Origin of the sequence: Streptomyces beijiangensis, assembly GCF_017315755.1 — a bacterium.
Lineage (GTDB): Bacteria > Actinomycetota > Actinomycetes > Streptomycetales > Streptomycetaceae > Streptomyces > Streptomyces beijiangensis.
In genome coordinates this window covers 1-11,549 of sequence record NZ_JAFLRJ010000268.1, presented here as the reverse complement: position 1 = coordinate 11,549, position 11,549 = coordinate 1, and the positions used below count along the sequence as shown (strand labels likewise).

Sequence of the window (11,549 nt, the reverse complement as noted above, 5' to 3'; positions counted from 1 at the left end):
TCCGTCGCGTCCAGCGTCGCCTGCGACACCTGCAGCACCGGGTAGAGGCCGACGGCCACCTGCTGCGCCATCTCATGGCTGCGGGAGTCCCAGACGCCCTTGACCGCGGCGAAGAACTTCTCCGTGTACGGCGCCAGCAGCTCGCGCTGATCGGTCTGTACAAAACCGCCGATCACGGCCTCCTGCAGGGAGTTCGGCAGCTTGTCGGACTCCACGACAGAGGCCCACGCCTCCGCCTTCGCCGCCTCGACGGGCCGCGCGGACCGCGCCGACGCGGCATGCCGCTCGCCCGCGGACGTCTTGTCGCGTACGAGCTCGGCCTCGATCTCCTCCGCGTCGAAACGCCCGACCGCGGCCAGCCGCTGCACGAAGGCCCACCGCAGCTCGGTGTCGACGGCCAGACCCTCGACGGACTCCGTGCCCTCGAGCAGTCCGTGCAGCAGGTCGAGCTGGAGGGGCAGACGCGCCGTGGCGGCGAAGGCCCTGGCCCAGGCCAGCTGGTGATCGCTGCCCGGCTCCGCACCCCGCAGGTGCGCCAGGGTCGCGTCCGTCCACTGCGTCAGACCGGCGTCGCGCCACTCGGGCGCCGCGTACAGGTCGAGCGCCATCTTCACCTGGCGGTGCAGCGACTGCACCACACCGATGTCCGACTCCTTGCCGATGCCCGAAAGGACCAGTGCCAGGTAGTCGCGGGTGGCCAGCTCGCCGTCACGCGTCATGTCCCAGGCGGAGGCCCAGCACAGCGCGCGCGGCAGCGACTCGGTGAAGTCGCCCAGATGCGCGGTGACGACCCGCAGCGACTCCTCGTCGAGGCGCACCTTCGCGTAACTGAGGTCGTCGTCGTTGAGCAGGACGACATCAGGACGCACGGTCCCGGCAGGGAACGGCACTTCGGTGCGCTCCCCGTCGACGTCGAGCTCGATCCGGCTCGTCCGGACGAGCTTGCCGTCCTGGAGGTCGTAGCAGCCGATGGCGATCCGGTGCGGGCGCAGCGTCGGCTCGCCCTTCGCGCCGGCGGGCAGCGCGGGCGCCTCCTGCTTCACGAAGAACGAGGTGACCACCCCGTCCCCGTCGACCTCGATCTCGGGCCGCAGCACATTGATGCCCGCGGTCTCCAGCCACGCCTTCGACCAGGTCTTCAGGTCGCGTCCTGAGGTCTCCTCCAGGGCGCCGAGCAGATCGCTCAGCCGGGTGTTCCCGAAGGCGTGCGCCTTGAAGTAGGCCTGTACGCCCCGGAAGAACTCGTCCATGCCCACGTACGCCACGAGCTGCTTGAGCACGCTCGCGCCCTTGGCGTAGGTGATGCCGTCGAAGTTGACCAGGACGTCGTCCAGGTCACGGATGTCGGCCATGATCGGGTGGGTGGACGGCAGCTGGTCCTGCCGGTAGGCCCAGGTCTTCATCGAGTTGGCGAACGTGGTCCAGGAGTGCGGCCACTTGGAGCCCTCGGCGTACGCCTGGCAGGCGATGGAGGTGTACGTGGCGAACGACTCGTTCAGCCACAGGTCGTTCCACCACTCCATGGTGACCAGGTCGCCGAACCACATGTGGGCGAGCTCGTGCAGGATCGTCTCGGCGCGCGTCTCGTACGCCGCGTCCGTCACCTTCGACCGGAAGACGTACTGGTCGCGGATGGTGACCGCGCCCGCGTTCTCCATCGCGCCCGCGTTGAACTCCGGCACGAAGAGCTGGTCGTACTTGGCGAACGGGTAGGCGTAGTCGAACTTCTCCTGGAACCAGTCGAAGCCCTGACGGGTGACGTCGAAGATCGCGTCGGAGTCGAGGAACTCGGCCAGCGAGGGACGGCAGTAGATGCCGAGCGGTACGGACTGGCCGTCCTTCTCGTAACTGCTGTGCACCGAGTGGTACGGACCGACGATCAGCGCCGTGATGTACGAGGAGATCCGGGGCGTCGGCTCGAAGGACCACACATGGTCCTTGGGCTCCGGCGTCGGCGAGTTGGAGATCACGGTCCAGCCCTCGGGGGCCTTAACGGTGAACTGGAAGGTCGCCTTGAGGTCGGGCTGCTCGAAGGAGGCGAACACGCGCCGCGCGTCCGGGACCTCGAACTGGGTGTAGAGATAGGCCTGTTCGTCCACCGGGTCGACGAACCGGTGGAGTCCCTCGCCGGTGTTCGTGTACGCGCAGTCCGCGACGACGCGCAGCTCGTTCGGCCCCGACTGCAGACCGGGCAGTGCGATGCGCGAGTCCTGGAAGGCGGCCTTGGCGTCCAGCGCCTCGCCGTTGAGCACGACCTCGTGCACCTCGGGCGCGACCAGGTCGATGAAGGTCTCGGCCCCGGCCTCGGCGCTGTCGAAGCGCACGGTGGTCACGGACCGGTAGGTGCCGCCCTCCTGTGCGCCGCTCAGATCGAGATCGATCTCGTACGAGCCGACGGTGAGCAGACGCGCCCGCTGCTGCGCCTCGTCGCGGGTCAGATTCGTGCCAGGCACCTGGGCATCTCCTCGGTATGTGACGTTTCCGGCCATCCTTCCACGCCGCGGCGGCGGGGAGCAGGGGGCGGCCGCTTCGGGTGGGCTCAGCCGGCTTCGAGCTGGCCGGCGGCCCAGCGCGCCCACTCCTCCTGGGCGGTGCTGATCCGCAGTCCGTACTCAAGGGCCAGCCGCCCGTGCACCGAGATCGGGTCGTCGCCCCAGTCGATCGAGGCCTCCAGCTCTGTGAGCCCCTTGCGCTGCCGCTCGGCGCGGGCGGCCTCGGTGGCCAGGTAGGTCCTGGCCTCCAGCGGGGTCAGCACGCCGAGGAAGAAGACCCGCAGCAGCAGATCGCTGCGTCTGACCCGGCTGGGCTCGACCTCGGTGAGCCAGTGCCGCAGCTCGGCGAGGCCGGGCTCGGTGATGGCGTATTCCTTGCGCCCGCGAGGGCCTTCCGCGACCACCTCGATGAGGCCGGCGTCGGTGAGCTTGCCCAGCTCCCCGTACACCTGGCTCTGGGTCGCCGGCCAGGCGTTGGACAGCGAGGACTCGAACAGTTTCATCAGGTCGTAGCCACTGGCCGGCTTTTCGGCGAGCAGCCCGAGAACAGCATGGCGAAGGCTCATGGACACCACTTTACCTTCCACTCTTGACACGTCAATGCAGGACCTTCTACTTTTGACCTGTCGAACTTGGAACGCACCGCCGGACCGAACGAGGGAATCTGTCATGAACTATCTGCGCGGCTTCATCCCGTGGATCGCTTTCGCCGTCGTCTCCTCCGCCGGCTGGCAGTGGGGCGCGCTGACGGGTCTGGTGCTCGGCGCCTGGCTGCTGGTCAACGACCGCCAGGCGGGCGAGAGCGCCGGTGCGAAGATCCTGGAGATCAGCACCGTCGCCTACTTCGCGGCCCTCACCGCCTTCGCCTTCGCCCGCCCCGACAGCGGCCTCCAGGACTACAGCGGCACGCTCTCCTTCGGCTGGCTGGCCGTGACCGCCTGGGCCACGCTCGCCGTGGGCCGCCCCTTCACCATCGGCATAGCCCGCAAGCAGGCCCCGCGCGAGGTCTGGCACACACCGCTCTTCCGCAGGATCAATGTCGTGATCACCGCCTTCTGGGCGGCCTCCTTCACCGTGACGGCCGCCGTGCTGGTCGCCGTCTACGCCAACGACCTCGGCAGCGGAGTGTCCACCGCCGTCCAGGTCGCCGGCTTCGCGGTCGCCGCGGTCTTCACCGCCCGCTACCCGGAGCGTGCCAGGGCCCGGATCACCAAGGCCTGAGCCCGGCCGAGCGCAACGTCCGAATACCGCCGGAAACGGCCACCCGCCGGAAGGAGTCTGGAGCCATGACGAACTACACCGCACTCCCGATCCAGCCGACGGCCCTCAAGGAGCTCCGCGACACCGACGACGCGGGCCGGCCCTGCGTCCCGTACACGGCCACCGAGGGCTCCCCGCTCCGCTGCTGCCTGCGCCTCGCCCTTCCCGGCGAGGAGATCGCCCTCGTCTCCTACGCGCCGCTGCGCCGCTGGGCGGCCGAGACCTGGGCCAAGCCGGGCGCCTACGACGAGCAGGGCCCGGTCTTCATCCACGCGGACCCCTGCGAGGGCCCCGCTGTCGACGCCGACGACTACCCCTTCAGCCGCCCCGGCGCCCTGCGCACCCTTCGCCGCTACAACGCGGAGGGGCACATAGTCGGCGGCCGCCTCCTGGAGATACCGGAGACGGCCGCAGGGGGCACCTCCCGGACGGAGTCCGGGGGAGGGTTCGATTCGGCCCTGGCGGAAGCCTTCGCCGAGCCCGAGGTCGCCCTGGTGCACATCAGGGCCGTCGAGTACGGCTGCTTCCACTTCGAGGTGCGCAGGGGCGTCGAGCCCCAGGTCAACTAGGGCTCAGTCCTCAGCTCTTCAGCCCTTGAGCTCCTGGGCCACGAGCTCGGCGATCTGGACGGCGTTGAGCGCGGCGCCCTTGCGGAGGTTGTCGCCCGAGAGGAAGAGCGCGAGAGCGTTCTCGGCGGTCTCGTCGTTCCGGATACGGCCCACGTAGCTGACGTCGCTGCCGGCGGCCTGGAGCGGGGTCGGGATCTCGGAGAGCTCGACGCCGGGGGCGTCCTGCAGCACCTCGTAGGCGCGTTCCACGCTCAGGGGGCGGGTAAAGCGGGCGTTGATCTGGAGGGAGTGGCCGGAGAAGACCGGGACCCGGACACAGGTGCCGGAGACCTTCAGCTCCGGGATCTCCAGGATCTTGCGGGACTCGTTGCGGAGCTTCTGCTCCTCGTCGGTCTCGAAGGAGCCGTCGTCGACGATCGAACCCGCGAGAGGCAGGACGTTGAAGGCGATGGGGCGCTTGTAGACGGTGGGCTCGGGGAAGTCCACGGCCTCGCCGTCGAAGGTCAGCTGGTCGGCGGACTCGGTGACCTTGAGGGCCTGCCCGTGCAGCTCGGCCACGCCGGCCAGGCCGGAACCGGAGACGGCCTGGTAGGTGGTGGCGACCATCGCGGTCAGGCCGGCCTCGTCGTGGAGGGGGCGCAGGACCGGCATCGCGGCCATGGTGGTGCAGTTCGGGTTGGCGATGATGCCCTTGGGGCGGTTCGCGATCGCGTGCGGGTTGACCTCGGAGACGACCAGCGGGACCTCGGGGTCACGGCGCCAGGCGGAGGAGTTGTCGATCACGACGGCGCCCTGGGACGCGACCTTCTCGGCGAGAGCCTTGGAGGTGGCGCCACCGGCGGAGAAGAGCACGATGTCCAGGCCGGAGTAGTCGGCGGTGGAGGCGTCCTCGACCGTCACACCGTCCACGGTCGTGCCCGCCGAGCGCGCGGAGGCGAACAGGCGCAGCTCGTCGAGGGGAAAGTTCCGCTCCACCAGGATCTTGCGCATGACTGTGCCGACCTGACCGGTGGCTCCGACGATTCCGACCCTCACGGTGACTCCTCCGTATGTGACTGCTGACCAGCGTGTTGTCCCATGATGCGTATGTCCTGGGGCGGCTTGTCCAATCCATTGTCCGGGAAACGGACAGCGGGGCGGAAGCTCCGAAGAGCGCCCGCCCCGCTGCCGTACAGCCCGGAAGTGACTTCCGTTACGGCGTGACCTTCTCGATCTGGACGCTGCCGGTGCCCGCGACGGTGCCGCGGCCGTTCACCAGCAGGACCTCGCCGAAGAACTCACGGCCCTCAGGGGCCGCACTGGCGACAGTCACCGTGGCGCTGACCTGGGCCGATGCGCCGTTGGCCAGCGAGATGGCCTTCGACTCGTCGACCGAGACCGCACCGAGCGACGGGGCGTAGTACACATCGCGGTAGTTGTAGGTCGTCGATCCGGACGGGACCGAGTAACCAGCGACCTCGATGGTGTACGTACCGGCGGCGGGCTTGGTGAGGCTGACCGCCTCCTCCGAGTCGCCGTCCGCGGACTGGCCGACCTGCACGCCGTCCTTGTAGACCGTGAGGTCGAGGTCGGCCGAGGTGTCGGAGACGCCGCCGATGGCGACGTCCAGACGCTCGACGCCCGCACCGATGGTGACCGTGGAGGTCTGCGTCTCGTCCTGCGCGATGGTCGGCTTGGCGACCTTCGCGGAACCGAGCGAGCCGCCCTTCAGCTTGCCGCCGGTGATGGCGGCGAAGCCGTTGGTGACCTTCCAGTCCACCGCGGCCGGGGTGCCGATCTTCGCCTCGGGGATCACCTTGACCGCCGGGTCGAAGGTGGCGCCGAGGAGCGCGACATCCAGCTTGTACGGGTTGTCCAGGTACGGCGAGGTACGCCGCGACTCGACCTCGATCTCCCAGACGCCCGGCGTCGGGTCCGCGTAGGAACGCAGATCCGGACGGCAGGTGTTGGCCGGGTTGTCGTAGTTCGGGTAGCAGCTCGGCGTCCCCGTGTCGTCGACCGCGACACCGTACGGGTGGATCGAGATGAAGCGGGTCTGGCTGCCCGAGCGGAGTGCGCTCATGCCGACCTCAAGGGTCTTCGCGCCCGCCGGGACGGTGACGAAGTACGACTTGGTGCTGTTGCGCTGCACCGAGTCCGAGTCCTTGAAGGTGTACGACGGCGAGGCGAGCGCCGTCGAGACGACGGCGGTGACCATGATCTGCTGGTCCACGCCCTCGGTGCGCTTGTCGTTCACCTCGAGGATGGCGCTGTGCACGCCGCCGGAGTCCGGACGCGCCTGGACCTTGACGGTGACCGGCGTGGCCAGCGGCAGCGCGACCTCGTCGTCACCCAGGATGCGCCAGGTGCCGTCGTTGTTCTTCAGCGACAGCTTGTGCTTCACCGCGCGGTCGGGACCGGTGGTGCGGGTGATGGTGACGTCGTACGTCTTCTTCTGCCCGGCCTGCAGGCCGCCCTCGCGGTCGTAGATGCCGGTGCCGAAGCCCGGCGTCTGGAGCGCGTAGGAGATCGCGGTGTCGACCGGGGCCTTGACCGTGTACTCGTGGGCGGTCGCGCCGTCCTTGATCGAGTCCCAGGCGCCCAGGATGTTGATCAGGCCCGCGCCCTCGGCGTATGCCTGAACACCCTTGATGTGCGTGGCGGTCGACGTCAGCGCGGTGCGCAGATCGGCGGGCGCCAGCTCGATGTGCTGCTGCTTGGCGGCCGAGATGAGCAGCGCGGTCGCGCCGGTCGCCTGCGGGGAAGCCATCGAGGTGCCCTGGAGCATCGAGTAGCCGGCCGGCAGGGTGTAACCCGACTCCTTCACCGGCGAACCGGGCAGCCAGGTCTGCGTCGTGTTGATCGCCGCACCCGGGGCGGAGAGCGTCGGCGTGAAGCCGCCGTCCTCACGCGGGCCGCGGGAGGAGAACGGCATCATGTTGTACGACTTCGAGACACCCGAGCCGTAGTTGGACGCCCAGGTCTCCTTGGAGATGGTCGCACCGACCGAGATGACGTGGTCCGCGAGACCGGGGTCACCGATGGTGTTGACGCCCGGGCCCTCGTTGCCGGCCGAGATGACCAGCTGGACGCCGTAGGTGTCGATGAGGCGCTTGTAGAGCAGGGCGCGCGCGTTGTTGCCGTCGTTGAGCGCCGGCAGGCCGCCGATCGACATGTTGACGATGTCGACGTGGCGGTTGGTGACGAGGTCGATCATGCCCTCGGTCAGCGCGACGTTGGTGCAGCCCGGGCCGAAGGTGCAGGCGCGCGAGGAGACGATCTTCGCGCCGGGGGCGGCGCCGCTCATCTTGCCGCCGAACAGGCCGTTGGCGGCGGTGATGCCCGCGACGTGCGTGCCGTGCTCGGACGCGATGATGCCGATGTTGACGAAGTCGGCCTTCTTGCCGACCCAGTCGCCGCCGTACGGGTCCATCGGGACGCTCTTGCGGATCTCGACGACGAACGGGATGCGCTCGACGACCTGGGTCGCCGGGTCGTCCGTGCCGAAGTAGCCGACCTGGAACTTGTCCTTGTACGGCTGCATCGCGGCGTCGTCGGTGAAGTCACCGTTGTCGTTCACGTCGACGGTCACCGTGCCGGCCTTGGCGTCGTACAGCACGCCCCAGCTGTCGGTGGTGTCGCCGTCACGGTTGACGTCGCCCGCCTCGTCGCCGCCGGCGGTGACGGACTCCTTGAAGGTGCTGATCTGGTACGCACCAGGGGCAGCCTTGTAGGTCCGGGTGCCGTACGTGAAGGTCGGGCCCGTCACCGAGGTGATCATCGGGCGCCAGCTGCCGTCACCGTCGAGGATCGGGTCCGTGGCCGTCACCCAGTCGACGATCTTGCGCTCGCCGGTGGTGGTCTTCTGCAGCGCCGGGTGACCGAGGTCGACTCCGGAGTCCAGGATGCCGATGGTCACTCCGCGGCCGTCGGCCTTGGGGTGCTGCTTCACGAAGTCGACCGCACCCGTCTCGTGCGACGGGTTGTACGGGTTCTTCGCGGGGGTGTCCTTGCCGGGAGCGGCGTACGTCCCGGCGCTGGCCTGCGACTTCGCGCCCTTGGCGGTGTCGGCGGCCGGCGTCGGGTCGTCCAGCTCGACCGCGTGCTTGAGGTCGATGCCGTTGACGGCCGACAGCTTCTCCGCCGCCTTGATCGCCGCGTCCGCCTTGGCGGTGGGGATCGTCGCCCGTACGTAACCGAGCTTGTCGTCGGTCTTGCCGATGCTGGCGCCCTGGATGGCGTCGAGCTGCTTGCTCACCTGCTCGGTGGCGCCGGGGGCGGTGGCGACCATGACCGTGATGGTCTTGTCGCCCTTCGCCTGGGCTTCGTCGAGGAGCTTCGCGTCGGACGAACCGAGCTTGTCCGAGGAGGACTTCGGTGCGACGGGGGCCGGATCGTCGGTGTTCGCGGCGAAGACGGGGGCGGCGCCGGAGGCGGCCAGCGCGGCCACCAGACCGGCTGCGGCCGCTATACGGGCCGCGCGTCTCGCCCCGGATATGGAGCGAGGGGATTCGGAGGTCATCAGCATCCCTGGAGGTGTCGATAAGGGTCCGGAATTCGGTGCCGGATGACCGGTCAGCTTTACTTATATGGCGTGATTTTGGGGAGACTTGACCCTGGCGGGATGGAGCCATGGCGTATTTCCGCCATGCGTCATCGGGTGCATGGCGGTGCAATTGGGGCGTACGGGACCTCAGTTGTCGCGGCTGCGCGCGTAGTGCCGTGAGGCTTTGGCGCGGTTGCCGCAGCCGGCCATCGAGCACCAGCGCCGGGTGCCGTTCCGTGAGGTGTCGAAGAAGTGCAGAATGCACGATTCGTGCGCGCAGCCGCGGATCCGGTCGGGGGCGGTGCGCAGCAGATCGAGGTAGTCGCGGGCGGCCGTCCAGGCGGCGCCCCAGGCGGGGTCCGTGAACTCGGGCCGCTCGCCGGGGCCATCGGCGGTGAGCGTGGCCCGGATGCGGCCGTGGTCCAGTACGGCATCCAGCCGGGCGGCGGCGTGCGCGTCACCGGGGCTGTCGACCAGTCCGTCCAGTGCGTCGCGGGCGGTGAGCAGATGCGTCAGCGTCGCCTCGTCGGCGGTGAAGCGCCCGTCGAGACCCACGCTCCTCAGCCAGATCGCCAGCTCGTCGACCCCGGTCAGCAGGTCCTGTCGTACGCCCTCGTGCATCCAGCGCGTATTGAGCAGGTCGAGGGAGACCGGCTCGCCGATGAGTGGCCGGGGGTCGGTGGCGGTCATCCCTGACGTCCTTTCGGTGCTAACCGCTCAAGGGTACGTGACCGGTTGACGTCCACTCATCGTAACCCCTAAAGTCGAAGTGAGAGGTTAGATACCCCATCGACGGAGGCGTCCCATGCCCAGCACTCTTCGCACCGGCCATGTCGGCCTGAACGTCACCGACCTCGACCGTTCGCTGGTCTTCTACGCGGACGTCCTCGGCTTCCAGGTGCTCGGCGAGGGCAAGGAGGGTGAGAGCCGCTACGCCTTCCTCGGTCAGGACGGCACCCTGGTCCTCACGCTCTGGCAGCAGGCCGACGGTGCGTACGACCGCGCGCTCGCCGGTCTGCACCACCTCGCCTTCCAGGTGGACGCGATCGAGGACGTCAAGGCAGCCGAAGAGCAACTCCGCTCCCATGGAGCCGACTTCGCCCACGACGGCGTGGTCGCCCACCACGAGGGCGCCTCCTCCGGCGGCATCTTCTTCCACGACCCCGACGGCACCCGGCTGGAGATCTACGCCCCGGCCGGCGCCGAGGAAGCCCCCGCACCCTCCGCCACCGCGCCCACCTGCGGCTTCTTCTAGAAGGAGGCCCCGCCATGGCCACGTACCACCAGGGATCGCTCACCGTGCAGGGCCGCGTCGGCGTCCGCGCGCAGGCCGAACACGTCGGCCGCTCCATCGGGGACGGCATCAAGCCGGTGGCCGCCGCCTTCCTCGGAATCCAGCCGATGCTGGTGATCGGGGCGGCGGACGGCGAGGACCGGATCTGGGCCTCGCTGCTCACCGGCCGTCCCGGTTTCGTACGGGCCACGGGCCCCCGGTCGATCTCCGTGACCGGCGGTCCCACCGAGGACGACCCTCTGTACGGCGCCCTCGAAGGCCCCGTCGGCACGATCGCCCTCGACCCGCGCACCCGCCGCCGTATGCGCCTCAACGGAACCGCCCGCACCACCCCGCGCGGCCTGGCCGTGGAGGCGGACGAGGTCTTCGCCAACTGCCCCAAGTACATCCAGCGCCGCGATCTCCTCGCCCCCGACGCAACCCACCCGACCGGTGCCGTGCGGCGCGGCGGGCACCTCACCCCCGACCAGGAGAGGTTCCTCCGCGCCGCCGACACCTTCTTCATCGCGACCACCGCGACCACCGCGACCGCCTCCTCCGGCGGCATGGACGCCAGTCACCGCGGGGGGAACCCGGGGTTCATCACGGTGGAGTCCCCTTCGGCGCTCAGCTGGCGCGACTACCCCGGCAACGCGATGTTCCTGACCCTGGGGAACCTGGAGACCGATCCGCGTGCCGGGATCCTCGTCCTCGACTGGGCGACCGGAGACACGCTCCAGCTCACGGGAACGGCGCGTACGGCGTTCGACGGGACCACCGGCGAACGCCGGACCCGCTTCGAGATCGACCGGACGGTCCGGGCCGACTCCGCGAGCCCCCTGCGCTGGTCGCCCCCCGACTGCTCGCCCGCCAACCCGCGGCTCCCGTAAGGGCGGCCACGTACACCCCGTCAGGTACTAGCCTCAGCCAATGAACAAGGAGCTGAGGGTGGCGGCGTACGCCGTCTGCGTACGCGACGAACAGGTCCTTCTCGCGCGCTGGGTGGCCGGGGACGGCACCAAGCGCTGGACGCTGCCCGGCGGTGGGATGGACCACGCGGAGGACCCCGTCGACACGGTCGTCCGTGAACTCGACGAGGAGACCGGCTACACCGTGGAGCCGGTGCGGCTGCTCGGCATCGACTCCATCACGCGCCGCTATCCGCGCAAGCTCGGCATGTTCGCGGACTTCCACGGGCTGCGCATCGTCTACGAGGGACGCATCACCGGCGGCGAGCTCCGGCCCGAGCAGGGCGGCTCCACCGACCTCGCCGCCTGGCACCCCCTGACCGCGGTCGACGACCTCCAGCGCGTCGAACTCGTCGACGTCGGACTTGAGCTGTGGCGCGACCGGCCGCCGCTGGGGCGGGCCTCCTTCCCCGCGCGGTGAACGGCGCATGAGCGCTCCGGGGCCCGCCCCAGCGGCGGCCG

10 protein-coding genes are annotated in these 11,549 nt (G+C 69.5%); 5 read left to right on the top strand and 5 right to left on the bottom strand.

From position 1 onward, the window contains the following. The coding region (gene pepN / locus J0695_RS26235) for an aminopeptidase N (protein ID WP_206965931.1) at nucleotides 1–2,453 on the bottom strand (2,453 nt) is incomplete at its 3' end. An 86-nt stretch (nucleotides 2,454–2,539) separates the two neighbouring features. Then, nucleotides 2,540–3,058 carry a PadR family transcriptional regulator gene (locus J0695_RS26230; RefSeq protein WP_206965929.1) on the bottom strand — a complete coding sequence of 173 codons (519 nt, stop codon included), beginning with the start codon at nucleotides 3,056–3,058 and terminating at the stop codon, nucleotides 2,540–2,542. 103 nt (nucleotides 3,059–3,161) lie between these two features. Here J0695_RS26230 and J0695_RS26225 point away from each other — a divergent pair, with 103 nt between their 5' ends. Both J0695_RS26225 and J0695_RS26220 read left to right on the top strand, forming a co-directional pair. Then, nucleotides 3,162–3,713, top strand: coding sequence for a hypothetical protein (locus J0695_RS26225; RefSeq protein WP_206965927.1), 552 nt, complete (start codon nucleotides 3,162–3,164; stop codon nucleotides 3,711–3,713). Between the two features lie 65 nt (nucleotides 3,714–3,778). Next, complete coding sequence (locus J0695_RS26220) at nucleotides 3,779–4,321, top strand: DUF1203 domain-containing protein (RefSeq protein WP_206965926.1); 543 nt, start codon at nucleotides 3,779–3,781, stop codon at nucleotides 4,319–4,321. A gap of 18 nt (nucleotides 4,322–4,339) precedes the next feature. Here the strand turns inward: J0695_RS26220 and J0695_RS26215 are convergent, their stop codons facing one another. From J0695_RS26215 to J0695_RS26205, 3 genes are all read right to left on the bottom strand, one after another. Then, the gene (locus J0695_RS26215) at nucleotides 4,340–5,356 is read right to left on the bottom strand and encodes an aspartate-semialdehyde dehydrogenase (RefSeq protein WP_206965924.1); all 1,017 of its coding nucleotides are present in this window, start codon (nucleotides 5,354–5,356) and stop codon (nucleotides 4,340–4,342) included. 157 nt (nucleotides 5,357–5,513) lie between these two features. Beyond that, complete coding sequence (locus J0695_RS26210; RefSeq protein WP_206965922.1) at nucleotides 5,514–8,822, bottom strand: S8 family serine peptidase; 3,309 nt, start codon at nucleotides 8,820–8,822, stop codon at nucleotides 5,514–5,516. Nucleotides 8,823–8,993: 171 nt separating this feature from the next. Continuing rightward, nucleotides 8,994–9,536, bottom strand: a complete 543-nt coding sequence (locus J0695_RS26205; RefSeq protein WP_206965920.1) for a CGNR zinc finger domain-containing protein — start codon at nucleotides 9,534–9,536, stop codon at nucleotides 8,994–8,996. 115 nt (nucleotides 9,537–9,651) lie between these two features. Here J0695_RS26205 and J0695_RS26200 point away from each other — a divergent pair, with 115 nt between their 5' ends. From J0695_RS26200 to J0695_RS26190, 3 genes are read left to right on the top strand one after another with little or no spacing between them, the layout of a single operon-like run. Beyond that, on the top strand, nucleotides 9,652–10,101 hold the full coding sequence (locus tag J0695_RS26200) for a VOC family protein (RefSeq protein WP_206965919.1): 450 nt from the start codon (nucleotides 9,652–9,654) through the stop codon (nucleotides 10,099–10,101). Between the two features lie 14 nt (nucleotides 10,102–10,115). Next, nucleotides 10,116–11,009 (top strand): pyridoxamine 5'-phosphate oxidase family protein, encoded by an 894-nt coding sequence (locus tag J0695_RS26195; protein ID WP_206965917.1) that lies wholly within the window; start codon nucleotides 10,116–10,118, stop codon nucleotides 11,007–11,009. A gap of 40 nt (nucleotides 11,010–11,049) precedes the next feature. Next, on the top strand, nucleotides 11,050–11,508 hold the full coding sequence (locus J0695_RS26190; protein WP_206965916.1) for an NUDIX hydrolase: 459 nt from the start codon (nucleotides 11,050–11,052) through the stop codon (nucleotides 11,506–11,508). Nucleotides 11,509–11,549 lie beyond the last annotated feature (41 nt).

What these genes read in the sequence shown, in the direction of transcription:
- J0695_RS26230 (WP_206965929.1), bottom strand. Translation starts at nt 3,058, where the DNA reads ATGAGCCTTCGCCATGCTGTTCTCGGGCTGCTCGCCGAAAAGCCGGCC.
- J0695_RS26225 (WP_206965927.1), top strand. Translation starts at nt 3,162, where the DNA reads ATGAACTATCTGCGCGGCTTCATCCCGTGGATCGCTTTCGCCGTCGTC.
- J0695_RS26220 (WP_206965926.1), top strand. Translation starts at nt 3,779, where the DNA reads ATGACGAACTACACCGCACTCCCGATCCAGCCGACGGCCCTCAAGGAG.
- J0695_RS26210 (WP_206965922.1), bottom strand. Translation starts at nt 8,822, where the DNA reads ATGACCTCCGAATCCCCTCGCTCCATATCCGGGGCGAGACGCGCGGCC.
- J0695_RS26205 (WP_206965920.1), bottom strand. Translation starts at nt 9,536, where the DNA reads ATGACCGCCACCGACCCCCGGCCACTCATCGGCGAGCCGGTCTCCCTC.
- J0695_RS26200 (WP_206965919.1), top strand. Translation starts at nt 9,652, where the DNA reads ATGCCCAGCACTCTTCGCACCGGCCATGTCGGCCTGAACGTCACCGAC.
- J0695_RS26195 (WP_206965917.1), top strand. Translation starts at nt 10,116, where the DNA reads ATGGCCACGTACCACCAGGGATCGCTCACCGTGCAGGGCCGCGTCGGC.
- J0695_RS26190 (WP_206965916.1), top strand. Translation starts at nt 11,050, where the DNA reads ATGAACAAGGAGCTGAGGGTGGCGGCGTACGCCGTCTGCGTACGCGAC.